26 protein-coding genes are annotated in these 23,295 nt (G+C 75.4%); 16 read left to right on the top strand and 10 right to left on the bottom strand.

The genetic code is table 11. The annotated features are described in order from the left end of the window. The first annotated feature begins 1 nt into the window (after position 1). The 10 genes from ACWDCZ_RS28540 (at position 2) to ACWDCZ_RS28495 (ending at position 9,438) form a co-directional block, all read left to right on the top strand. A complete protein-coding gene (locus ACWDCZ_RS28540; RefSeq protein WP_449817321.1) occupies positions 2–1,522 on the top strand; it encodes an AMP-binding protein in 1,521 nt (506 codons plus the stop codon). Between the two features lie 75 nt (positions 1,523–1,597). Further along, a complete protein-coding gene (locus ACWDCZ_RS28535) occupies positions 1,598–1,879 on the top strand; it encodes an acyl carrier protein (RefSeq protein ID WP_049656700.1) in 282 nt (93 codons plus the stop codon). 5 nt (positions 1,880–1,884) lie between these two features. Next, the gene (locus ACWDCZ_RS28530; protein ID WP_049656702.1) at positions 1,885–2,913 is read left to right on the top strand and encodes a hypothetical protein; all 1,029 of its coding nucleotides are present in this window, start codon (positions 1,885–1,887) and stop codon (positions 2,911–2,913) included. Continuing rightward, a complete protein-coding gene (gene trpA, locus ACWDCZ_RS28525; protein WP_449817320.1) occupies positions 2,906–3,820 on the top strand; it encodes a tryptophan synthase subunit alpha in 915 nt (304 codons plus the stop codon). The genes ACWDCZ_RS28530 and trpA overlap by 8 nt, the downstream gene beginning before the upstream one ends. Further along, a complete protein-coding gene (locus ACWDCZ_RS28520; RefSeq protein ID WP_049656703.1) occupies positions 3,814–4,188 on the top strand; it encodes an ectoine synthase in 375 nt (124 codons plus the stop codon). Before trpA ends, ACWDCZ_RS28520 begins: the two co-directional genes overlap by 7 nt. Positions 4,189–4,360: 172 nt before the next feature. After that, a complete protein-coding gene (locus ACWDCZ_RS28515; protein WP_049656704.1) occupies positions 4,361–5,506 on the top strand; it encodes an acyl-CoA dehydrogenase family protein in 1,146 nt (381 codons plus the stop codon). Beyond that, positions 5,503–6,219 carry a phosphoribosylanthranilate isomerase gene (locus tag ACWDCZ_RS28510; RefSeq protein WP_074006269.1) on the top strand — a complete coding sequence of 239 codons (717 nt, stop codon included), beginning with the start codon at positions 5,503–5,505 and terminating at the stop codon, positions 6,217–6,219. Before ACWDCZ_RS28515 ends, ACWDCZ_RS28510 begins: the two co-directional genes overlap by 4 nt. Then, a complete protein-coding gene (locus ACWDCZ_RS28505) occupies positions 6,216–6,917 on the top strand; it encodes a beta/alpha barrel domain-containing protein (protein ID WP_049656707.1) in 702 nt (233 codons plus the stop codon). The genes ACWDCZ_RS28510 and ACWDCZ_RS28505 overlap by 4 nt, the downstream gene beginning before the upstream one ends. Next, positions 6,914–8,659: an alpha/beta fold hydrolase gene (locus ACWDCZ_RS28500; RefSeq protein ID WP_449817319.1), complete on the top strand. Its 1,746-nt coding sequence runs from the start codon at positions 6,914–6,916 to the stop codon at positions 8,657–8,659. Before ACWDCZ_RS28505 ends, ACWDCZ_RS28500 begins: the two co-directional genes overlap by 4 nt. 101 nt (positions 8,660–8,760) lie before the next feature. Then, complete coding sequence (locus ACWDCZ_RS28495) at positions 8,761–9,438, top strand: NAD(P)H-binding protein (RefSeq protein ID WP_449817318.1); 678 nt, start codon at positions 8,761–8,763, stop codon at positions 9,436–9,438. A gap of 139 nt (positions 9,439–9,577) precedes the next feature. Here the strand turns inward: ACWDCZ_RS28495 and ACWDCZ_RS28490 are convergent, their stop codons facing one another. The 3 genes from ACWDCZ_RS28490 to ACWDCZ_RS28480 form a co-directional block, all read right to left on the bottom strand. Next, positions 9,578–10,795 carry an MFS transporter gene (locus tag ACWDCZ_RS28490; protein WP_380740891.1) on the bottom strand — a complete coding sequence of 406 codons (1,218 nt, stop codon included), beginning with the start codon at positions 10,793–10,795 and terminating at the stop codon, positions 9,578–9,580. Between the two features lie 67 nt (positions 10,796–10,862). Then, positions 10,863–11,819 (bottom strand): LysR family transcriptional regulator, encoded by a 957-nt coding sequence (locus ACWDCZ_RS28485; RefSeq protein WP_449817317.1) that lies wholly within the window; start codon positions 11,817–11,819, stop codon positions 10,863–10,865. A gap of 67 nt (positions 11,820–11,886) precedes the next feature. Further along, positions 11,887–13,083 carry a serine hydrolase domain-containing protein gene (locus tag ACWDCZ_RS28480; protein WP_449817316.1) on the bottom strand — a complete coding sequence of 399 codons (1,197 nt, stop codon included), beginning with the start codon at positions 13,081–13,083 and terminating at the stop codon, positions 11,887–11,889. A gap of 242 nt (positions 13,084–13,325) precedes the next feature. On the opposite strand from ACWDCZ_RS28480, the gene ACWDCZ_RS28475 reads away from it, so the two are divergent. Further along, complete coding sequence (locus tag ACWDCZ_RS28475; protein ID WP_449817315.1) at positions 13,326–14,072, top strand: MarR family transcriptional regulator; 747 nt, start codon at positions 13,326–13,328, stop codon at positions 14,070–14,072. Between the two features lie 42 nt (positions 14,073–14,114). Here ACWDCZ_RS28475 and ACWDCZ_RS28470 read toward each other — a convergent pair whose 3' ends face one another. The 6 genes from ACWDCZ_RS28470 to ACWDCZ_RS28445 form a co-directional block, all read right to left on the bottom strand. Further along, positions 14,115–14,954, bottom strand: coding sequence for an alpha/beta fold hydrolase (locus ACWDCZ_RS28470; RefSeq protein ID WP_449817314.1), 840 nt, complete (start codon positions 14,952–14,954; stop codon positions 14,115–14,117). 109 nt (positions 14,955–15,063) lie between these two features. After that, positions 15,064–16,020: a helix-turn-helix transcriptional regulator gene (locus tag ACWDCZ_RS28465; RefSeq protein ID WP_449817313.1), complete on the bottom strand. Its 957-nt coding sequence runs from the start codon at positions 16,018–16,020 to the stop codon at positions 15,064–15,066. A 111-nt stretch (positions 16,021–16,131) separates the two neighbouring features. Further along, on the bottom strand, positions 16,132–16,665 hold the full coding sequence (locus ACWDCZ_RS28460; RefSeq protein WP_449817312.1) for a pyridoxamine 5'-phosphate oxidase family protein: 534 nt from the start codon (positions 16,663–16,665) through the stop codon (positions 16,132–16,134). Between the two features lie 241 nt (positions 16,666–16,906). Next, a complete protein-coding gene (locus ACWDCZ_RS28455) occupies positions 16,907–17,266 on the bottom strand; it encodes a hypothetical protein (protein ID WP_449817311.1) in 360 nt (119 codons plus the stop codon). Between the two features lie 153 nt (positions 17,267–17,419). Further along, the gene (locus ACWDCZ_RS28450) at positions 17,420–17,746 is read right to left on the bottom strand and encodes a hypothetical protein (protein WP_380740903.1); all 327 of its coding nucleotides are present in this window, start codon (positions 17,744–17,746) and stop codon (positions 17,420–17,422) included. 75 nt (positions 17,747–17,821) lie between these two features. Beyond that, positions 17,822–18,319: a hypothetical protein gene (locus ACWDCZ_RS28445; RefSeq protein ID WP_147408983.1), complete on the bottom strand. Its 498-nt coding sequence runs from the start codon at positions 18,317–18,319 to the stop codon at positions 17,822–17,824. A gap of 324 nt (positions 18,320–18,643) precedes the next feature. Between ACWDCZ_RS28445 and ACWDCZ_RS28440 the strand changes: the two genes are divergently transcribed. From ACWDCZ_RS28440 to ACWDCZ_RS28420, 5 genes are all read left to right on the top strand, one after another. Then, on the top strand, positions 18,644–19,126 hold the full coding sequence (locus ACWDCZ_RS28440; protein WP_049656635.1) for a MarR family winged helix-turn-helix transcriptional regulator: 483 nt from the start codon (positions 18,644–18,646) through the stop codon (positions 19,124–19,126). Beyond that, positions 19,123–20,037: an ABC transporter ATP-binding protein gene (locus tag ACWDCZ_RS28435; protein ID WP_449817310.1), complete on the top strand. Its 915-nt coding sequence runs from the start codon at positions 19,123–19,125 to the stop codon at positions 20,035–20,037. The genes ACWDCZ_RS28440 and ACWDCZ_RS28435 overlap by 4 nt, the downstream gene beginning before the upstream one ends. Further along, on the top strand, positions 19,997–20,872 hold the full coding sequence (locus tag ACWDCZ_RS28430; RefSeq protein WP_117485393.1) for an ABC transporter permease: 876 nt from the start codon (positions 19,997–19,999) through the stop codon (positions 20,870–20,872). Before ACWDCZ_RS28435 ends, ACWDCZ_RS28430 begins: the two co-directional genes overlap by 41 nt. 113 nt (positions 20,873–20,985) lie before the next feature. Beyond that, complete coding sequence (locus ACWDCZ_RS28425; protein WP_449817309.1) at positions 20,986–21,297, top strand: hypothetical protein; 312 nt, start codon at positions 20,986–20,988, stop codon at positions 21,295–21,297. 23 nt (positions 21,298–21,320) lie between these two features. Further along, entirely contained in the window at positions 21,321–21,890 is a 570-nt protein-coding gene (locus tag ACWDCZ_RS28420) for a GNAT family N-acetyltransferase (protein WP_074006286.1), read from the top strand. Positions 21,891–21,918: 28 nt separating this feature from the next. Here ACWDCZ_RS28420 and ACWDCZ_RS28415 read toward each other — a convergent pair whose 3' ends face one another. After that, positions 21,919–22,863 carry a hypothetical protein gene (locus ACWDCZ_RS28415; protein ID WP_449817308.1) on the bottom strand — a complete coding sequence of 315 codons (945 nt, stop codon included), beginning with the start codon at positions 22,861–22,863 and terminating at the stop codon, positions 21,919–21,921. Between the last annotated feature and the right edge of the window lie 432 nt (positions 22,864–23,295).

Genomic DNA, 23,295 nt, shown 5'->3' with positions numbered 1-23,295 from the left:
CGTGACCACCACCCCCAGCAGCGCCCCGTTCGGCCGCCCCGTCCAGGACACCGCGCTGCCGCCGCTCGCCCTGCCCGACGCGTTCACCGCCCACGCCCGCACCCGCCCCGACGCCCCCGCCCTGCTCTGGCAGGACCAGAGCGTCAGCTACCGGGAGCTCGCGCAGGCCGCCGACGCCGAACGCGCCCGCCTGAACGCCCTCGACCTGGCACCGGGCGAACCGGTGGGCCTGTACGCCGTCAAGTCACCCGCCGCGGTCGCCCTGGTGCTGGCCTGCCTGATGGAGCGCCGCCCCTTCCTGCTGCCCTCCCCGCAGCTCGCCCCCGCCCTGCTGGCCGCGCTCTTCGCCCAGGCCGGCGCGCGGCGCCTGCTCGCCCCCCTGGGCCAGGACGCCCCCCGGCTGCCCGCCCTGCCCCACCCCGCCCCGGTGCCCACCCTCGCGGCCGGCACCTCCTTCATGCTCACCACCTCCGGCTCCACCGACCTGCCCAAGATCGTCCCCCTCGCGCAGGGCGCCGTCGACCGCTTCACCGCCTGGGCCCACGACACCTTCGACCTCGGCCCCGGCCGCACCGTCGCCAACTACGCGCCCCTCAACTTCGACCTCGCCCTGCTCGACGTGTGGGCCACCCTCGCCGCCGGCGGCACCTGCCTGCTCATCGACCCCGCCCACGCCCTCAACGCCCGCCACCTGCTCGCCCAGCTCATCCGCCACCGCCCCCACGTCCTGCAGGCCGTCCCCCTCGCCTACGCCCTGCTCGTCCAGGCCGCCGCCGGCGCCCACGTCCTGGACAGCGTCGAACACGCCGCGTTCACCGGCGACGCCATCGACGCCCGCACCCTCGCCGCCCTGCCCGCCCTGCTGCCCGGCGCCGAGCTGTACAACATCTACGGCTGCACCGAGACCAACGACAGCTTCCTGCACCGCCTGGACCGCCTGGACGCCGCCGCCGCCCTGCCCGTGCCCATCGGCACCCCGCTGCCCGGCGTGCGCACCCTGGTCGCCACCGCCGACGGCACCCCCCTGGACGGCCCCGGCAGCGGCGAACTCTACGTCTCCACCCCCTTCCAGGCCGCCGGCTACCTCGACCGCTCCCGCGACACCGGACGCTTCACCACCCAGCCCGAAGGCGCCGGCGAAGGCCGCCGCTGGTTCCGCACCGGCGACCTCGTCACCCGCGACGAGGCCGGACGCGTCCACCTCACCGGCCGCGCCGACTTCCAGGTCAAGGTCCGCGGCGTCGCCGTCAACACCGCCGAGATCGAACGCGTCCTGCTCGCCCACCCCGACGTGCGCGAAGCCGCCGTCGCCGCCGCCAGCGACCCGCTCACCGGCAAACGCCTGCACGCCGCCGTCCAGCGCACCCCCGGCTCCACCCTCAACAGCCTCGTCCTGCGCGAGCACCTGGCCCGCAACCTGCCACGCGCCGCCGTCCCCGAGAAGCTCGCCATCCACGACGCCCCGCTGCCCAAGACCGCCACCGGCAAGGTCGACCGCAAGGCCGTCCTGCCCGCCCCGTAACACCCCGCACCACCCGCACCGCCACCCAACCCAAACCAGCGGCCACCAGGCCACCGACGCAAGGGAGTTGCCGACATGAGCAACATCGCCCAGATCAAGCGGTTCCTCATCGACGAGTTCCTGCCCGACATCACCCCCGACCAGCTCGCCGACGACCACGACCTGCTCTCCGACGGCGTCATCGACAGCCTCGGCGTCCTCAAACTCATCGCCTGGGTCGAGGACCACTTCACCCTCCCCGTCGACGACACCGACCTCGACCCCAACAACTTCCGCTCCGTCGCCGCCATCGACGCCTTCATCACCGAACGCCGCACCACCGCCGCCACCGCCGCCGGCGTCACCGTGGGCGGCTGACAGCCATGCACCAGGCCCTCACCGCGCTCCTCGCCGCCCGCCCCGTCGACCTGGCGGCCTGGCGCTCGTGGTGGGACCAGCTCGAACACCGCACCCTGGGCCCGGCCGACAGCGACCGGGCCCAGGCAGCGGCCCTGCTGGCCGCCCTCACCACCCGCCTGCCCGACCCCGACACCCTCACCGCCCTGCACACCTCGCTCACCGAACGCACCCCCGACCCCGGCCCCGCCCACCCCGGCAGCGTCAACATCGTCGGCACCGGCGGCGGACCCGCCACCTTCAACCTCTCCACCGCCGCCGCCCTCACCGCCGCCGCCATCGGCATCCCCGTCGTCAAGACCGGCTCCCGCGCCTACACCAGCGCCGCCGGCTCCGTCGACCTCCTCGAACGCCTCGGCATCACCCTCACCTCCAGCCACACCGCCACCGCCGACCACCTCGCCCGCCACAACATCGCCTTCGCCGGCCCCCACGTCTACCCGCCCGCCCTCACCCGCCTCGCCCGCACCCTCTACCCGCTCACCCTCAAACCCTTCGGCGCGTTCCTCAACACCCTCGGCCCCCTGCTCGCCACCGTCCCCGTCACCGCCCAGCTCACCGGCACCGCCACCCCCACCGCCCTCGCCGCCCTGCGCCCCCTGGCCGCCAACACCACCACCCGCACCGTGTGGCTCGCCCACAACAGCGCCGGCGCCGACGAACTCCTGCCCTTCGCCGACAACACCCTCCACACCCCCGACGGCGACATCCACCTGCCCGCCGGCGCCGTCGCCCCCGCCGAAGGCACCCTCGCCGACCTCGCCCCCCACCCCCACGACCTCACCGGCCACTTCCTACGCGCCCTCGCCGGCCGCGCCGGAACCACCGCCACCCACACCATCGCCCTCAACGCCGCCGCCCTCGCCCTCGCCTCCGGCCGCCACACCCGCTGGCACACCGCCTACACCACCGCCCTGGACGCCCTCGCCGACGGCGCCCCCCACGCCCTGGCCACGCGCCTGGCCACCCGCCCCAGGGAGACCGCCGGTGTCTGAACCCCTCTTCCCCCGCGACGACCTGGGCCTGGCGCTCTTCCTCAACGCCGGCGACCCCGCCGGCCGCCTCACCGACCTCGCGCTCATGCTCGACGACCAGCGCGTCGACGTCCTCGAACTCGCCGTCCCCTTCCCCGACTCACCCACCGACGGCCCCGTCATCCGCCGCTCCGCCACCCGAGCCCTCCAGGCCGGCACCACCCTGGACACCGTCCTCGCCGAACTCGCCGACCTCACCCCCCGCCTGACCCACCTCAAGGTCGCCCTGCTCGCCGACTGGAGCCACAGCCTGCGCCACCGCGACCCCACCGCCACCGCCACCGCCATCCGCGACGCCGGAGCCCGCGCCCTGCTCGTCCACGCCCTGCCCCCGCGCCTGCGCCCCGCCTGGCAGCACGCCCTGCACCACACCGGCCTGCCCCAGGTCACCACCTGCTACCCCGCCTCCACCCCCGAGGTCCTCACCGCCGCCGCCCACGGCGCCACCGACGCCTACGTCTACCTCGTCGCCCACTACGGCCGCTCCGGCACCACCCCCGCACACGGCCACCGCGCCCTCGCCGACACCGTCACCGCGCTGCGCACCGCCGCCCCCGCGACCCCCGTCGCCGTCGGCTTCGGCGTCAAGGCCGCCGCCGACCTGGCCGCCGTCGCCGCCGCCGGAGCCGACGCCGCGATCGTCGGCTCCGCCGCCGTCGCCCGCGTCGAGCACGCGCTGACCGAACGCCTCGACCCCGTCGACGAGTTGCGCGCCTACCTCACCGACCTCCGCCCCCGCCCCGCCCTCCCGGAGCGGCCCGGCGGACCCCGCACCACCCCCCGCACCACCGGCACCACCCCCGGCACCACCGGCACCCGCACCACCCCCGCCGGCACCACGACCCGAGAGGAACAACCCGCATGCTGATCCGCGACCTGGCCGACGTGAAGACCGTCGAGTGGGGCAACGGCCTGTCCCGCCGCTTCCTGGTGGAGAGCGACGGCCTCGGCTACAGCCTCACCGACACCGTCGTCAACGCCGGCACCAAGTCCCGCCTGGAGTACCGCAACCACCTCGAGGCCTGCTACTGCATCGCCGGCTCCGGCGAGGTCATCGACATGGACGGCACCTCCCACCCCATCACCCCCGGACGCCTCTACGCCCTCGACGAGCACGACGCCCACTACCTCGTCGCCAGCCCCGAGGAGGACCTGCGCCTGGTGTGCGTCTTCTCCCCGGCCCTGCGCGGCGACGAGGTCCACCAGCTCGACGCCCACTCCTCCTCCGCCTACTAGGCCCCGAGCCCAGAGGCACCCCGCGCCCCCACCGGGGCCCGCCGCCCCCGCACCCCCGGGGGCCCGGGCCCCCGGAACGGGCCCCAGGAACCGACGTGAGCCGGCGCCACCGGGCGCCGGCCTGCCACCCCGCGCCCCGCACCGGCGGCCCGGGAGGAAGGCGGCACATCCCATGATCCGCTGGAACGCCGACCAGACGGCCCTGCGCGAGGGCCTGGCCCGCTTCGGCGACGACCTCAGCGCCGGCCACATCGAAGGCGACGAACAGGCCGCCTTCTCCCACGACAAGTGGCGCATGATCCAGAAGACCGGCATCCTCTCCCTGCCCTTCGAGGAACGCTACGGCGGCCTGGGCCAGTCCCTGCTCACCACCATGTACGTCCTCGAAGGCCTCGGCCACACCTGCCGCGACGGCGGCCTCAACTTCTCCGTCACCACCTCCATGGCCTCCACCGGCGTCCCCCTGCAGGCCTTCGGCTCACCCGCCCTCAAGGACGCCTACCTGCCCCGCATCGCCTCCGGCGAGGCCATCGGCGCCCACGCCATCACCGAGTCCGAGTCCGGCTCCGACGCCATGCAGATGCGCACCCGCGCCGTACGCGACGGCGACCACTTCGTCCTCAACGGCGCCAAGACCTTCGTCTCCAACGGCCCCGTCGCCGACGTCGTCGTCGTCTACGCCCGCACCCACCCCCAGGGCGGCGCCCTCGGCGTCACCGCCTTCCTCGTCGACGCCGACACCCCCGGCCTGACCACCGGAAACCCCATCAAGAAGATGGGCCTGCGCACCTCCCCGCTCTCCGAGCTCTACTTCGACGACGTCCGCGTCCCCGCCGACCGCGTCCTGGGCCGCGTCGGCGGCGGCTTCCTCGTCCTCGACCACGTCATGAAACGCGAGATCCTCTACACCTTCATCGTCAACACCGGCGAGATGCAGCACCGCCTCACCCGCTGCCTGGACTACGCCAAGACCCGCATGTCCTTCGGCAAGCCCATCGGCTCCTACCAGTCGGTCGCCAACAAGATCGTCGACACCAAGATCCGCCTCGAGACCGCCCGCAAGTGGCTGTACGACACCGCCCAGCGCCTGGAGGCCGGCGACAACGTCACCGTCGACATGGCCATCGCCAAACTCCTCACCAGCGAGTCCAACCTCGCCACCTCGCTGGCCGCCGTCCAGGTCTTCGGCGGCAACGGCTACATGTCCGAGTACGGACTGGAGAAGGACGTGCGCAACGCGGTCGCCGGCACCATCTACTCCGGCAGCAACGAGATCCAGTACAACCGCATCGCCGCCATGCTCGGACTCGGCAAATGACCGCCCCCGCCCTCCTGGCCCCCCGGCGCGCCGGCCACCTCAAGGTCTGCGGCGCCCGCACCCGCGCCGACCTCGCCCTCCTCGCCGACACCGGCCCCACCCTGGTGGGCCTGTGGCACGGCGTACCCGGCGGCCCCGCCGACCTCGAAGCCGACCGCCTCGCCGACCTCGCCGCCACCGCCATCCGCCTGGGCCTGGAACCCGTCCTCGTCACCTTCCTCGACGACGCCCGAAAGATCGCCGCCCTCGCCCGCGCCACCGGCATCCGCTGGATCCAGCTCCACGCCTACCAGAGCCCCGCCCTCGTCGCCGACCTGCGCGAACAGCTCCCGTACGCCGTCCTCGTCAAAGTCCTCCACCTCTCCCGCGGCCGCTGCCTGGAACGCGCCTTCACCGGCGCCTTCGAACGCGCCGGCTGCGACCTGTTCCTCCTGGACACCGTCACCGACGACGGCCGCGTCGGCTCCACCGGCCAGGCCCTGGACCCCGCCCACGTCCACGCCCTGCTGCCCCGCCTCACCATCCCCTTCCTCCTCGCCGGCGGCCTCAACACCACCAACCGCGACACCTACCGCACCGTCACCGACCACCCCCTGTACGCCGGCGCCGACATCGACACCGCCGCCCGCGACCGCACCGGCCGCTTCACCCACGAAGCCGTCACCGCCCTCACCCGCGCCTGGCACCCGCGCCTCCAGGAGACCCCCGCATGAGCCCGAGCTTCATCGACGCCCTGCTGGCCGCCCCCCGCCCCCTGGTCATGGAGGTCAAACTCCGCGACCCCCACGGCGCCGACCTCCTGGGCCCCCGCACCGTCACCGACCTCGTCACCCGCTACGAACAGGCCGGCGCCCCCTGCCTGTCCGTCGTCACCGGCCGCTGGTTCGGCGGCACCCCCCGCCTCCTGCGCGAGGTCACCGCCGCCACCCAACTCCCCGTCCTCCAGAAGGACTTCCTCACCCGCCCCGCCCAACTCGAAGCCGCCCGAGCCCTCGGCGCCTCCGCCGTCCTGCTCACCGCCGCCCTGCTGCCCGCCACCTCCCTCACCCGCCTCGTCACCACCGCCCTCGACCTCGGCCTGACCCCCTTCGTCGAGATCACCGAGGAACGCGAACTCGACACCCTGCCCCGCATCGCCGAATGCGTCGTCGCCGTCAACAACAAGGACATCCGCACCCGCGAACGCGACCGCGGCGACCTCGGCCGCAGCCTGCGCCTGCTACCCGCCCTACGCGCCGCCGGCTGCCGCGCCCCCGTCTCCGCCTCCGCCATCACCGACCCCCACGACGCCGCCCGCCTCCTCGACGCCGGCTACGCCGCCCTGCTCATCGGCACCTCCCTGATGCGCACCGGCGACCTCACCGGCTGGCTCGCCGACCTCGACGCCGCCAGAGCGGGGGTCGCCGCGTGAAGAACGACCTGCGCACCCGCTCCCTGGTCCTGGACGCCGCCGGCATCCCCGTCTCCGCCCTGGTCGCCGAACCCGAACACCACGCCCCCAAGGCCGTCGTCCTCGCCATCCACGGCCGCGGCATGCGCGCCGCCTACTTCGCCGGCCCCGCCCACCCCGACACCAGCCTGCTCACCCTCGCCGCCGACCTCGGCTACACCGTCCTCGCCGTCGACCGCCCCGGCCACGGCGCCTCCGCCCACCGCCTGCCGCACGGCCAGCTCATCGCCGACCAGGCCGCCACCCTCCACGCCGCCCTCACCGACTACGCCCGCGCCCACCCCACCGGCGCCGGCGTCCAACTCCTCGCCCACTCCTTCGGCGGCAAAATAGCCCTCCAACTCGCCGCCCACTGGCCCGACGACCCCCGCCTGCCCCTGCTCGGCTGCGACATCTCCGGCCTCGCCCAGCACTACGCCCCCGGCGCCTGGGACCGCCCCGACGACCTCGCCGGCGGCGGCCGCCTCAACTGGGGCCCCCTCCACCTCTACCCGCCCGGCACCTTCCACGCCGCCCGCACCCTGCTCACCCCCGTCCCCGCCCTCGAATCCCGCGAACTGGCCACCTGGCCCGCCCGCTACAACGCCCTCGCCGCCCGCGTACGCGTCCCCGTACGCCTCACCCTCGCCGACCACGAGCACTGGTGGCGCCTGGACGCGGCCCACCGCGCCGCCCTGACCGCCGCCTTCCCCGACGGCCTCGCCCACCTGGCCACCGCCCGCCGCGCCGGCCACAACCTCTCCCTGGGCCACGCCGCCCGCCCCTACCACCTGCGCGCCCTCGCCTTCACCGACGACTGCCTCACCCGCCCCGCCCCCGCCCGCCCGGCACGGTTGCCACCGATGGCCCACGAACGGACCCCCGTTCCCCACGGGCCCCACGACGCACCGTCACGAGAGGGGCAGCACATGAGGATCGGCGACATCGAGGTCCTGGCGGTCATGGACGGAGAAGGCACCGAGACCGCCGCCGAGATCCTCACCCGCCCCGGCACCGACGACCCCTGGGCCTGCCACGCCCACCACCTCGACCCGCACGGCACCCTCCACCTGCCCCTCGGCGGCTTCCTGGTGCGCAGCGGGGAGCGGACCGTCCTGGTCGACGCCGGAGTCGGGCCCCGGGACGTCGGCCGCTACCACGGCGGCGCCCTGCTCGACTCGCTCGCCGCCCACGGCGTCACCCCCGCCGACGTCACCGACGTGCTCTTCACCCACCTGCACTTCGACCACGTCGGCTGGGCCGCCGTCGACGACCGCCCCGTCTTCCCGAACGCCGTCTACCGCGCCCACCGCGCCGACTGGCAGCACTTCGTCACCGGCCCCGCCGCCACCCCCGAAGCCGTCGCCACACTCACCCCCGTCGAAGCCCGACTCGAGCTCTTCGACACCGACTTCACCATCGCCCCCGGCATCGACGCCCTCCACCTGCCCGGCCACACCCCCGGCACCACCGCCTACGTCCTGTCCTCCGGCGCACGCCGCGCCCTGCTGCTCGGCGACATCGCCCACTCCGTCGTCCAGTTCAGCGAACGCGACTGGCAGGTGATCTGGGACATCGACCCGCAGGCCGCCTCCGCGGCGCGCAACCGCATCGCCGACGAAGCCGCCGACACCGACGACCTCCTCGTCGCCGCCCACTTCCCCGGCATGCGCTTCGGCCGCATCCTCGCCGCCGACGGCCACCGCCGCTTCGTCGCCGTCTGACACACCACCCGCCCCGCGCGCCGCCGCCGCGCCTCGCCCGCCCCGCCCCGAGACGCGCGCCGGTCGCGGCCGGGCGGGCACCGGCCCCGTAAGGTGCCCGCATGTCGGTTGTGATCGCGGGCGGCCACGGCAGGGTCGCACTCCTGACGACCCGTCTCCTCACCACCCGGGGCCTACCGGTGACCGGGATCATCCGGCGCCCCGAACAAGCCGCCACCGTACGCGCCGCCGGCGCCCAACCCGCCGTCACCGACCTGGCCCACGCCACCCCCCACCACCTCGCACACCTGCTCACCGGCGCCCAGGCGGTGCTCTTCGCCGCCGGCGCCGGCCGCGGCAACGCCCCCGGACAGGCCGACCCCGTCGACCACGACGCCGCCCTCACCCTCGCCGACGCCACCCAACTCGCCGGAGTACGACGCTTCGTCATGCTCTCCGCCATGGGCGCCGACCCCGCCATCCACTACCCGCCCGACCCCCTCGTCGAGACCTTCCTCCAGGCCAAGGGCAGAGCCGACCAGGACCTGCTCTCCCGCCCCGCCCTCGACTGCACCGTGCTGCGCCCCGCCTGGTTCCGCGACGGGCCCGGCACCGGCCGGGTCCACCTCGCCGAACACACCGGCCCCGGCGAGATCGACCGGGCCGACGTCGCGGCCGTCCTCGCCGACCTGCTCACCACACCCGCCACGCACCCGCGCGTCCTGGAACTCGTCTCCGGCACCGTCCCCGTCCACGAGGCCGTCGCACGCACCGCCCTGCGCCTCGTCGCCGACCACTGAGCCACCCGACCGCCGAGCCCGCCGGTCCGCGATCGACGGCGCCGGTGTCGGGCACGCGCGGCGGCGTGACGCGAGCGCTCGGGCCCACCGGTCGCATCACACCCCGGGGCCGGGGCCGGTCCGCCCGCCGGCCCGGGCGCTACCCGCGCCGGTCGCTGCGCTGCGCCGCCCAGGCCAGCGCCAGTCCCACCGCGCCGAGTGCGGCGGCGATCCCCAGCGGTGCGGTGTACCCGGCCCCGGCGGACAGGGCCGCGCCCGCCAGCAGGGGGCCGCCCGCGTTGCCGATGTTGAAGGCGGAGATGTTCGCGGCCGAGGCGAGGTTGTCCGCGCCGCTCGCCCGCGCCAGCACCCGGGCCTGCAACGGCGGGATGACCGCCCCGCCGGCCAGGCCGAACAGCAGGAAGACGGCGGCCACGGCGGCCCGGCTGTGCACGGCGGCGAGCAGCAGCAGCGGAACGGCCGTCACCCCGGCCAGCGCCGCGTACAGCGCGGCCGCCGGCGCCCGGTCGGCAAGTCGGCCCGCCAGCGGGGTGCCGACCACCATGCCCACGCCGACCAGCATCAGCACCACCGGCACCGCGCCGGACCCGAAGCCCGTGACCTCGGTCAGCAGCGGCGAGACGTAGGTGAGGACGGTCAGGAAGGGCGCCCAGCCGAAGGCCGTCGCGGCCAGGGCGAGCCACACCCCCGCACGCCGGAACACCCGCAGCTCGGCCCGCAGTCCGGCCCGCGGGGCCGCCGGCCCGTGCGGCAGCAGGACGGCCAGAGCGACCAGCAGCACCACGCCCAGCGCGGTCACCGCCCAGAACGTGGCCCGCCAGCCCAGCGCCTGCCCGAGCGCGGTACCGCCGGGCACCCCGAGCACGTTGGCGAGGCCGAGCCCCGTGAACACGGCGGCGATCGCGCCGGCCCTGCGCCGCGCGGGCACCAGCGAGGTCGCCACCGCGGAGGCGATCCCCACGTACGCCCCGCCGGCCAGCGCGGACAGCACCCGCCCCGCCAGCAGCGCGCCGAAGCCCGGCGCGAGCGCGGTGACCAGGCCGGCCGCGATGAACAGGCCGACCAGGTAGAGCAGCATCCGCCGGCGGGCGACGCGGACCCCGAGCGCGGTCAGCAGGGGAGCCCCCACGACCATGCCCACCGCGTACCCGGACACCAGCACCCCCGCCGTCGGCAGGGACACCCCCGTGTCCTCGGCGATCCGCGGCAGCAGCCCGGCGACCACCACCTCGGCGGAGCCCACCGCGAACGCGCCGAGGGCGAGCGCGAACAGGGCGGCCCCGGCCGGAAGTTCAGGCGCACGGGCGTTGGTGGGGGAGGGGCAGGGGGCGCGGCGCGCCGAGAGATCGCTGGTCATGGCACCAGCCTGGCCGCCGCCGCCCCGCTGATCAGCCCCCGAACGCGCAACGACCGGTAAGCCCGGCTTACCGGTCCCGGCCCGCCGCCCCCACCGCCACCGTCGTCGTCGGGGGCTCCGCCCACTCCCGGTTCCACCCCCGGGCCCGCTCCACCGCGACCGCCGCGAACGCCCGCACCCGCGCACTGTCCCCGCCCGCCCGCCACACCAGCCCGTACTCGAGCGGCTCGGCGTCCACGAACGGCACGAACACCACCCCCGGCGGCGCCGAGTGCGCCGCCACGTCCGCCCCCACCGGCGAGATGCCCTGCCCCGCCCCGACCATCGCCAGGGTCTCCGCCAGCGTCGCCGCCGACCGTCCGCGCTCCACCACCCGCCCCCCGGGCGTCACGGACGGCGCCAACCGCTCCTGCCAGTACCCGGGGACGTGCCCCGTGCAGGCGAACACCCGGTCCCGCGCCAGGTCCTCCACCCCGACCGACTCCCGCCTGGCCAGCACGTGGTTGGCCGGCACCGCCAGCATCCGCGGCACCCGCAGCACCACCGGGCCCCGTACGAGGTCCTCCTCCTCCACCGGGAACTGGGTGACCAGCACCTGCGCCCCGCCGCCGCGCAGCGGCTCGAACATGGACGCCACCTGCGTCTCGTGGATGCGCACGTCGATGCCCGGGTGCCGGCGGGCGAAGGCGCCGATCACCTCCATCACGAACTCCCCGGCCGCACCGCCGAGGTAGCCGACCGTGAGCACTCCCTCGACGCCCCGGGCGGCGGCCCGCGCCCGCTCCAGCCCGTCCCCGATCCGCCGGTACGCCGGGCCGACGTCCTCCAGCAGCCGCCGCCCCAGCTCCGTCAGCCGCACCCGCCGACTGGTCCGCTCGAACAGCGGCGCGCCCACCCGGCGCTCCAGCCGCTGGATCGTCTGGCTCACCCGCGCCCTGGAGACCCCCAGCCGCTCGGCCGTCCGCCCGAAGTGCAACTCCTCGGCCAGGACCACGAAACCCTCGATCTCCAGTCGCTCCCACACCCGCCCGATGCTACGCCCGGCCCCCGGCCGTCCCCCTGGGCCGTACCGGCCGGGGGCCCGGGCCGGGTCAGGGCCGGGGGCAGAACTCGGCCTCCAGCTCGGAGGTGAACACCGCGATCGGCCAACTGCCGTTGGTCCAGTCGCCGTTGATGTTGGTGGTGAGCAGGTGGCCGCCGTCGCGGGTGCCGAAGGTGTAGGTCCAGGAGCCGTTGATGGCGCCGCCCATGCCCCAGAGGGTCGGTCCGCAGTCCAGGGTGACGGAGCCGACGCCGAGGCCGTACGCGGCGTTCGGGATCCACGCGCCGGGCGGCGTGGGGACCGTCGTGAACAACTCCCGCTGCTGGGCGGGCGGCAGCAGCCGTCCGCCCAGCAGCGCGGCGAAGAAGGTGTCGAGGTCGCGGGCGGTGGAGACCATGTCGCCGGCGGCGTAGCCCCAGGAGGGGCTGAGCTCGGTCACGTCGTGGACGGGGGCGGTGGGGGAGGGGTCGCCCAGGCGGGAGTAGGCGCGTGCGTGCGGGCCGCGCAGGGCGGTGTCGTCGGGCCCGGGGGTGTAGGTGCCGCTCAGGCCGAGCGGGGTGATGACGCGCTGGTCGACCTGTTCGGCCAGGCTGGTCCCGGTGGCCCGTTCGACGATCAGCCCGGCGAGGACGTAGCCGGTGTCGGAGTACGTCCAGCCGGTGCCGGGGGCGAAGTCCGGGCGGTTGGCGGTGCCGGTGCGGACGAGCTGTTCGGGCGTGTAGTCGTCGAAGCGGTGGAGCAGGAAGCCGGTGCCCTCGTTCTCGGCGCGGACCTTCGCGTCCATCGCGTAGTTGTAGACCCCGCTCGTCATGCCGAGCAGCTGCCGGACGGTGATCCGGTCCGGCTCGTAGCCGGGCCCGTCGACGAGGCCGGGCAGCCACCGCTCCACGCTGTCGTCCAGGTCCAGCCGGCCCTCGGCGGCGAGTTGGAGGACGACGGTGGCGACGAAGGTCTTGGTGGTGCTGCCGATGCGGAACCGCTCCTGGGCGTGGCGGGGGCGCCCGGTGGTCAGGTCGGCGACGCCCGCGGTGCCGAACCAGGCGAGGTGCCCGTCGCGCACCTCGGCGACGATGCCGGGCACGCCGCCCTCGGTCACGGCGCGCTCCAGGACCCGCTGGACGCCGGGGTGCCCGTTCCGGGCGTCCGGGGTCGCGGGCGCCGGCGCGGCGGTGGCGGTGCCGCCCGCGATCAGGGCGGCGGTCAGGGCGGTGGCGGTCAGCGCGGTGGCGCGCCTGGTGATTCCCATGCTGGTGTTCCCCCTCGGCGTGGTGTTCGTGGCCTGGGAAGAAACTAGGATCCGCTTCACGGTCGGGTCAACGTCAACTCCATTGCCGTGCACGGTCTGTGCAGGTGGGAGCGGGGACATCCTTGCAATGGTCGTGCCGACGAATGCAACAGCTGCCTGCGTTCCATTGCAACAGTCGCCGGGGTCGGCCGATACTGGGCCGACCGAGTCCGACGAGTCCGAGCGAGGAGGGGCGGGGACGGATGCCCGGAGCCAGACTGACCCAGCAGGAGCGCCACCGGATCGCCACCGGGCTGGCCGAGGGGTGGGGGTACGGCGAGATCGCCCGGCAGCTCGGGCGGCCGACGTCGACCGTCACCCGGGAGATCGCCCGCAACGGCGGCCCGTCCGGCTACCGCGCCGACCGGGCGCAGCGGGCCACCGTCCAGCGCTCCCGGCGCGGGCGGGCGGCGGCCGGCCGGGAGGCGGTGCCGGAGCCGGCGGTGCCCGGGCGCGACACGGAGGAGGTCCGCCAATTCGGTGACCGGCTGGCCGAGTTCCTGGCGCTCGGCGGCATGCCCCGGATGACGGCGCGGGTGCTGGTCTGCCTCCAGCTCACCGAGGACGGCGCCCTGACGGCGGGTGAGCTGGTGCGGCGCCTGCGGGTCAGCCCGGCGTCCGTCTCGAAGGCGGTCGGCTACCTGGAGGTCCAGGCCCTGGTCCGCCGGGAGCGCGACGGGCGCAACCGCCGCGAGCGGTACGTCATCGACGACGACGTCTGGCACCGCGCGCTGCTGGCCAGTGCCGAGCGCAACGCGGTGCTCGCCGGGATCACCCGCCACGGCGCCGAACTGCTCGGCCCGGCCACCGCGGCCGGGGCCCGGATGGACGGCGCGGCCACGCTGCTGGACCGGATCGGCCAGGACATCGTCCGCGGCATCCGGCAGTGGCACGAGGAGAGCCGACGCGGCCGGGAGAACGCCGGGGCGGGCGCCGCCTCCCCGCCGTGAGCGGCCTCCCGGCCCCGGCCGGGAGCGGCCGGGTGGTGCGGGTCATCCGGCCGCGGGTGCGGGGCCCGTCGGGTGGGCGTGGTCGAGGAAGGCGCGGACCTGGTGGGCGAAGGCGTCGGGGGCGTCCGCGTAGAGCCAGTGCCCGCTGTGCGGGATCTCCGCCAGGCGGGTGTTCGGGCGTTCGCGGGCCATCCGGCGTGCGGTGGCGGGGGTGAGGAGGAAGCTGTCGGCGGCCCGCAGGAGCAGGGCGGGCTGGGCGGAGGCGTTCCAGACGGCCGTGAAGTCGCCGGTGAGGGCGGCCTGGGAGGCCGTCATGTCGGCGGTGTCGAAGAGGAAGCCCCAGCCGTCGGGGAACTCGGCGGCGCTGTCCATGAAGTAGCCGGCCGGGACGCCGCGTTCCTCCAGCGCCCGGGCCAGGGCGCGGCGGGTCGGGGCCCGGCGGGGCCAGCCGGACACGTCCAGGACGGGGCTGGTCTCGGGCTCCCGGTTGAGCGTCGTCATGTCGGCGACCACGAGCGCCGCCACGAGGTCGGGGCGCCGGCGGGCGAGGTGGAAGGCGACCGCGCCGCCCATCGAGTGCCCCAGCACGGCGGCCGGTGCCGGGCCGAGCGCCTCCAGGAACGCCGCCGCGTCGGCCGCGTAGGCGTCCGGGGTGAACTCGCCCCCGTTGTCGGACAGTCCGTGCCCGCGCTGGTCGAGGGCGAGGACCCGGTAGCGGCCGGCGAGCGCGGCGGCCAGCGGCGCGAAGATCCGGCCCCGCCCGAAGTGCCCGTGCAGGGCGAGCACGGCCGGCCCGGGGCCGCCGAAGTCCAGGTAGGCGAACCGGCGCCCGCCGAGCCGGACGAACGACTCGGCGGGCCGGTCCGCGGGTCCGTCCGTCATCCCGTACGCCCCCTCTCGCGAAGTGCCGTGTGCGGCAGGGGGAAACCTATCCCGGGCGGCGCGGACGGCGGCGGGCCCGCTCCGGGGGGCCGGTCGGGGGGCGGGGCGGTCAGGTGTAGAGGGCGGCGGCGCGGCGGGTCGCCTCGGCCAGGCGGGAGCGCAGTTCGGGCGGGTGGAGGACCTCGGCCTCCGGGCCCAGGCGCAGCAGTTCGAGGTAGCCGATGTCCCAGCTCTCGACCGGCAGGGTCGCGGTGACCCAGCCGTCGGCGTCCGCCGGGCCCGCGGTGGCGAGGGCGTCGGCGGCGGCGGTCGGCTCCAGCAAGGCGGCGAGGTTCTCGACGGCGAACGGGCTCAGCCGCACCACCGCCCGCTCGCGCAGCATGGCGCGGGTGAACTCCCGGGCCGCCGCGGCCCAGTAGTCGGCGAGGTCGAACTCCGGGTCCCGCTCGAACCGTTCGTCGCCGGCCTCGGCGCTCTCGAAGCGGTCGACGCGGTACGAGCCGACCCGGCCGGAGGTGCCGCGCGCCGCGACGTACCAGTGCCCGGCCTTCAGGACCAGGCCGTACGGTTCCAGCCGCCGCTCCCGGGTGCCGGAGCGCGCCGCGTAGCGGGCGTGCAGGACGCGGTCCTCCCACACGGCGCGCGACACCTCGGCGAGCAGCGCGGGGGTCGGGGCGTCGCGGAACCAGGCCGGCGCGTCGAGGTGGAAGCGCCGGGCGGCGGCCGCGGGGGCGTCGCCCAGGGCGGCGGCGACCTTCAGCCGGGCGGCGAGGGCCTGCCCCGCCAGGCCCATGTCGCGCAGCGGGCCCGGCAGCCCGGCCAGGTGCAGGACCTCGGCCTCGGCGCGTTCGAGGCCGGTGAGGCGGGTGCGGTAGCCGTCGACGAGCCGGTAGCCGCCGCCGCGGCCGCGCTCCGCGTACACCGGCACCCCGGCCTCCACCAGCGCGGCGACGTCGCGCTGCACGGTGCGCTCGGAGACCTCCAGCTCGGCCGAGAGCTCCGTGGCGGTCATCGTCCGCCGGCTCTGCAGGAGCAGCAGCAGCGCGATGGCCCGGCTCGCCCGCACGTCGCCCCTTCCGTCGCCTGCCTGGTGTTGCCTGGTGGGCCCGCCCGCGTGTGCGGTGGCCCGGCACCATTGTCGCCGGGCCCGGTGCGGGCGGGCGCGGTGCGGGCGGGGTCAGGCCTCGTCGGCGGCCGCGTCGAGCTTGGCGGGGTCGGGGGCGAACGCGGTCATCCACTGCGGGTGCAGCCGGTAGTAGACGACGTCGTTGTCCCAGTCGAAGGCGTCGGGGCCGTAGAAGTCCTGGAAGTACGCGAGCAGTTCCGGCCAGTCGGCGGCCGGCTCGCCGCCGTGCGGGTTGAGGACCTCCGCGGTGCCGTGGGTGAACACGCCCAGGTCCTCCCCGCGCAGGTGCGCGGCGCTGACGGCGGGCCGGGCGGCGAGGTGCCGGGCCTTGGCGGCGCCGCGCGCGGTGCCGAAGTGCCACATGCCGTGCAGGAAGTGCCCGTCCACGCCGCTGATCCGCGGCTCGCCCTTCGCCGTCACCGTGGACAGCGCGAGCGTGCACATGCCGGTGAGCACACCGGTGAGCTGGTCGGCGGTGAGCGAGCGCTCGCTGTTGATGATCGACCGCAGGTGCGCGGTGGAGCGGGTGAGCGAGGCGTCGAGGAGGGCCTGGAGCCGGTGGAGCTCGTCGGGTGTTTCGCGCATGGGGGGTCCTTGTCTGTCCGTCGTCCCGGCCCGTGCCACCACGACACCGACCGGCGCCCCCTACTGTCCCCGCGAAACCCGACACCTTCTGTCGTGATTTCCCGCGGTGTCCTGCGGTGTCCTGCGGTTTTCCACGCGCCCGGCCGGCGGTGGGGGAGTGGGAAGTCGGCCGGGCCGGCGTTCCACTCCCCGGGGCTCCGCGGTGGCAGCCGTCAGCCGTCGGCCGCCTGCCGTGCGGCGGTCAGGGCCAGAGGCACTGCGACTGCGGGTCGAAGCAGGTGAGGCCCAGCGAGGACGCCACCTTCGCGATGTGGACGCTGGCCTCCTCCACCATGCTCCAGCGGATCGGGAAGTAGATCAGCGGGCCGCTCGCCTCCCCGATCAGCGGGCCGGTCGACCACGGCGAGGTGTCGTCCTCGTCCTCGGCGAGGTCGGGCCACCGCTCCAGCAGCGCGGCCACGAAGGCCGCGATCCGCTCGGTCGGCGGAAGGTTCTCCCCGTCCGTGCCGAGGTACCGCTCGTACAGGTCGTCGAAGCACCGGCCCGCCGCGGCGTCGTCCGCGGGGCGCTCGCCCTCCCAGACCGCAAGGTCGTAACTCATGGGCGCAGCCTGCCACCCGGCACCGACAACCGCCCCGGAGCCCGTACGCGCAGGCCCGGCCTGCCAGGGGCCGCCGCCGTGGGGGAGTGGGAAGTCGGCGGGGCCGACTTTCCACTCCCGGCGGCTCCCCGGGGCGGCTGCTCCGTGTGGCCGTCAGCCGGCCGGCTGCGCCCGCTCCAGGGCTTCCCGCAGCCGCCTGACCTCGGCGACCAGTCGTGGCACGTCCTGGCGGGCGGCGGCGATGAAGTCGAGGTCCGCGTCCGTCGCGGGGTCCGGTCCCGTCCGGGTGCGGCCGTCGGTGGTCCGGGTCAGGTGGAACTCGTCGTCCCGCGGCGCGTCGGGGCGCAGTTGGACGAAGCTCGCGCCGCCGATCCCCTGGCGGGTCTCCAGCCGGGCGACCCACGGCCCCGGTGTCGCGGCGCCGGCGCGCAGCTCGATCGCGGACAGCTCTTCCTCGGACAACGGCTCGTCGGACGGCATGCCCGGATCCTGCCCCGGTCCTCCGGGCCTGTCCAGGGCCACCCGGGCTGCCTTGAGCGGGGTGGCCCCGTCGGCTCAGGCCCGCCGGTTCGCCGGCCGGGCCTCGACCCACTGCGGTATCCGCGCCGGTGCCAGGAACTTCTCGTTGAGCACCAGCATCCACGCCAGCGCGATCATGCAGACGATCGGGATCGCGAGCAGCAGCACGATGAAGACGATCGGGTGCGCGTGGCTGAACGCGTCGCTGTTGATCCCGAAGAGCGTCACGGGACCGGCGATGACGAGGGGCGCCACCAGCCAGCAGAACAGGTAGGTGCGGATCACCTCGCTCATGCGCAGTTCGGCCCGGCCCAGGAACACGTACTGCGTGGTGCTCGTCGAGGAGCCGTGCCGCCCGGAGACGTCGACCGTCTCGCCCTCCTTGACGTAGTAGCGTCCCAGCGGCCGGATCGGCAGCATCAGCATGGTGAACCAGTGGGTGGCGAAGCAGGCCCCCTGGGCGTCCGGCCGCGTCTTGCCCAGCATCGTCCGCCCGAACCCGTTGACCGTGCCCAAGCGCGGTGCCGTGCGCATCGGCATGACCCTGTCCGACATCTGCCCCCCATCCCGGCGACAACCGTTGTGATCCGATCAGCATGCCAGCGCCGTACGACACCCTCCCGGCGGGGTCGCAACACCTCCATCGGATCTCCCCGGTGACGGACGATCACCTCCCGCCGGCCGGTGGAGCGGGAAGTCGGCGGGGCCGACTTCCCGCGCGCGGGCGGCCCGCCGAAAAGGGCGGGCCAGGGGGCGCGCAGCCAGTAGACGGGGCGCGCGGCCCGTGGATGGGGCGCGCGGGCGGAGGGGGCTCCGCGCTCTCGACGGATAGCTCTTACTGAGAGCTAAAATGAGGGTATGACCGCGACAGGGCCCGAAACGCTCGACGTCGCGCTGGCGGACGAGTTCTCCACCCTCCTCGTCGGCATCCAGCGCCTGGTCCGCCGCCGCCTGCGGCAGGCGACGGACGAACCCCGCCTGCGCGGCGCCCAGGTCGAACTGCTGCGCCTGGTGATGGACAGCCCCGGACTGCGCGTCTCCGAGGCCGCCGAGGAGCTGTGCCTGGCCGGCAACTCCGTGTCCACCCTCGTCAACCAGCTCGTCGCCCGGAACCTGCTGCGCCGCGAGAGCGACCCCGCCGACCGGCGCGCCGCCCTCCTGCACGCCACCCCGGAGGCCGTCGAACGCATCGAGGCCTGGCGCCGGCGCCGCCGCGCGCTGATGGGCGACATCGTCGCCGGCCTGCCGCCGCGCGAGCGCGAGGCCCTGGCCGCCGCTCTGCCCGCCCTGCGGCAGGTCGCCGAGGGCCTGCGCACCCCGCCGGGGGAGGAGGAACGATGACCACCGAGGACCCCCGGGACACCGGGAACGCCGAGGACACCCGGGGCACCGGGAACGCCGGGGACACCCGGGAGGCCGCGGACGCGGTGGCCTGCCGGGGCCTGGAGTACACCTTCCGCCACGGCCGCGGGAAGGCCACCCGGGCCGTCGACCGGATCGACCTCACCGTCCGCACCGGCGAGGTGTTCGGCCTGCTCGGCCCCAACGGCGCCGGCAAGACCACCACCATCCGCGCGATCACCACCCTGCTGCCCGTCGGCGCCGGCATGGTCCGCGTCTTCGGCCACGACGCCACCCGCCACCCCATGCAGGTGCGCCGCCTGCTCGGCTACGTCCCCCAGCAGCTGTCCGCCGACGCCGGGCTGACCGGACGCGAGAACGTCGCCCTGTTCGCCCGCGTCTTCGACGTCCCGCGCCGCGAACGCGCCGCCCGCGTCGACCAGGCGCTGGCCGCCGTCGACCTCACCGAGGCCGCCGAACGCATGGCCGCCACCTACTCCGGCGGCATGGTGCGCCGCCTCGAACTCGCCCAGGCCCTGGTCAGCGCCCCGCGCCTGCTCGTCCTGGACGAACCCACCATCGGCCTGGACCCGATCGCCCGCACCGGCGTGTGGGAACGCGTCGACGCCGTACGCGCCGCCACCGGCATGACCGTCCTGGTCACCACCCACTACATGGACGAGGCCGACCGCCACTGCGACCGCATCGCCCTCATGGACCGCGGCCGCGTCCGCGCGCTCGGCACACCCGCCGAACTCAAGGACCAGGTACGGCGCACCGACCCGGCCCTGACCGCGCCCAGCCTCGACGACGTCTTCCGCCACTTCGCCGGCCGGCAGCTGGCCGACGCCACCGAAGGAGACTTCAGCGATGTCCGCCGTACCCGCCGCACCGCAGGCCGCGTCGGCTGAACCCCCCGCCCACCGCCCCGCCGCCGGCCCCGACCTCTCCCTGCTGCTGGTGCCCCCGCGCGCCCGCACCGGCTGGCGCCTGGTGCCCGCCCGCATCGGCGCGATGTGCGCCGTCGAACTGCAGAAGCTGCGCCACGACCGCACCGAGCTCTACACCCGGGCCGTCCAGCCGGCCCTGTGGCTGCTGATCTTCGGCGAGACCTTCACCCGCCTCAAGGCCATCCCCACCGGCGGCATCCCGTACCTGGACTACCTCGCGCCCGGCATCATCGCCCAGTCCGCGATGTTCATCGCGATCTTCTACGGCATCATGATCATCTGGGAGCGGGACTCCGGCGTCCTCACCAAACTGCTCGTCACCCCCACCCCGCGCGCCGCCCTCGTCACCGGCAAGGCCTTCGCCGCCGGGGTGAAGGCACTCCTGCAAGCCGTCGTGGTGGTACTGATCGCCGCCGCCCTCGGCGTCGCCATGACCTGGAACCCGCTGCGACTGCTCGGCGTCGTGGCCGTCGTCCTGCTCGGCTCGGCGTTCTTCTCCTGCCTGTCGATGGCCATCGCCGGCATCGTCCTCACCCGCGACCGCCTGATGGGCATCGGCCAGGCCATCACCATGCCGCTGTTCTTCGGCTCCAACGCCCTCTACCCCGTCGACCTGATGCCCGGCTGGCTCCAGGCCGTCAGCAAGGCCAACCCGCTCAGCTACCAGGTCGACGCCCTGCGCGGCCTGCTCATCGGCACCCCCTCCCACCTGCCCCTGGACTTCGCCGTCCTCGCCCTCGCCACCGTGGCCGGCATCGCCGCCGCCTCCGCCCTGCTCAGGCGCCTGGCGCGCTAGCCGACGCCGTCACCACCCTGCGGAAAAACGCGGTGACAGGCGGGGCGCCGCCCCGGGAGACTGCCCCAGACGCACGGGCATACGGACACCCGGACGACCGGAAGGCGGCACCAGTGGCACTGGCGAGGAAGGGCACGCGGCGCATCGCCGTCGACGGCGAGGAGTACCGCTGGCGCGTGACCCGCCAACACTGGTGCTGCGACTACGAGGGCACCACCCTCGGCTACGCCGCCGAGCACGCCGCGCACCCCGGAACGGCACTCGTCGTGGACACCGGCCGCCCCACCCTCCGCACCCCCGGGGCGGTGGCGACGGACCTCGTCCTGCCACGCGAAGTCGCCGCGGGCATCCGCACCGCCCGGGCGAACGGCTGGACACCCGCCACCCCCGGCCCGCCCCTCACCCTGCACCTGTCCGCCGCCTGACCGGGAAGGAACGACACGACCCCATGACCCACGCCTTCCCCCAGACGGTGCTGCACACCCCGCGCCTGACCCTGCGCCCCTTCACCGCCGACGACACCGACGACACCCGCGCCGCCTGCGCCGACGACCTCACCCAGCACTGGCTGCCGCTGCCCCGCCCCTACACCCGCGAGGACGCCCACACCTGGTGCACCCGCACCGCCCACGACCTGCGCACCACCGGCGACGGCATCCACTTCGCCGTCACCGAGCGCACGAACGGGCGCTTGGCCGCCACCGTCGGCCTGAAGAAGACCGACTGGCGCTCCCGCAGCTCCGAAGCCGGCTACTGGGTCGCTCCCTGGGCCCGCGGCCGGGGCATCGCCGCCGAGGCCACCCGCGCCCTGGCGCACTGGCTGCTCACCGCGCAGGCCTTCGAACGCCTGGAGCTCAAGGCCGCCACCGCCAACACCGCCTCCCGCCGCACCGCCCTGAACGCCGGCCTGCGCGAGGAGGGCGTGCTGCGCAACGCCGGCTTCACCCACCACGGCCGCACCGACCTCGTCCTGTACTCGCTGGTTCCCGCCGACCTGGGGTCGTCGCCGACGGCCTGACCCTGGGCCCGGGCCCAGGGTCGGGGCGTCAGGAGGCGGTGCGGCGCACCGGGTGACCGCCGGGGCCGGTGGTGAGCCAGGAGCCGTCGCCGAGCGGCTGCAGGTCGTACGGGTCCGCCGCGTGGGCGTCGAACTCGCCGTGGACGCGGCCGGTGCGGGCGTCGACGCGGTAGTGGCGGAACCAGTCCTCCTCGTCCTCGGTCTCGCCGACGAGGGTGGCCAGGAGGGTGTCCGGGGTGAGGTGGCCGCCGCTCCACTCCAGGAAGACCGTGTCCGGGTCGTGGCCGAAGTCGTCGACGGTGAGGGTGAACACCGTCTCGCCGCCGGGGAAGGCGTGGACGGCGAGGTCCCTCTGGGCGTGGTCGACGGTCAGGAAGCGGTGCCCGTCGGGGGACAGGTCGATGAGGCAGCGGTCGTCCCACGGGTAGCGGAGGAGTTCCAGCCGGCCGCCGGCCAGTGACGCGCGGTAGACGGCGGTGCCGTCCTGCCCCTCGCCCACGTTGAGGAGCATCCCGCCGCTCGCCGGGTGGGCCAGCTGCACGCCGCCGTGCCCGACCGTCTCCAGGTCGGCCCGGGCGAGGACCGCCCCGCTCGCGGCGTCCACGGCGACCCACTGGTCCGGCCGGTCGCGGCCCGCCATGGCGTCGGGCCGGTAGACCCACAACACCCTTCCGTCCGGGGACAGTTCGCAGTCGGGCAGGTGGCCGTGGGCGTTGTCCGCCGCCGGTTCGAAGGGCGTGCGCCAGACCTCCGCGCCGTCGGCCGTCACGCAGACGGCCGCGTGGAGCGTCGTGTAGTAGGCGTGCCGCAGGTCGGCGGCGACGGCGTGGGCGACCACCCCGTCCCCGGGAACCGGCCGGCAGGCCACCGCGGGCGACAGCACGCCCACGGCGCCGGCAGCCGGGGCGTAGGCGCAGACGAGTCCGTCGACGAGCCGGGTGGTGAGCCGGACGGGGTGCGGGGAGGCGGCCATCCCCGGAGGCTACCGAACCCGGGCGGGCGGCCGCCGTCGGCCCCGCCTCCGGCCGCTCCCGGCCGCCTCCGGCCGGTCAGGGGCGCCACTGCTCCCGGCCGCCGGGGCCCTTCCGCCCGGAGGGCGCGGGGGCGGCTCGGCAGCGTGTGCCGCAGGCGGGCAGCGGGGGCCTGGTCGGTGAACGGGCTTGGCGGCGCGCCGGGTTGCGCGCGTCCCCGGCCGGCCGGTCAGGGGTGCGGCTGTTCGCGGTGGTCGGGTGGCCCGCGCCCGTCGTCCCGTCGCGGCCGAACTTCCGTTCGTCCTAGGGGAGTTCGTGCGGGATGGCTGCCGCGCTCGGCGCCGTGGTGCCGTGTTCCACGGGGACGTTGCTTCCTCCCGTGGGGCGCGCGCGGAGCCGGGCGCCGGCGCGCGGCCGCCCGCTCGGCGGGGTGC

Source organism: Kitasatospora sp. NPDC001225 (assembly GCF_053597855.1).
The sequence above is the reverse complement of the archived record's forward strand: the minus strand, read 5'-3'. Positions and strand labels throughout refer to the sequence as shown.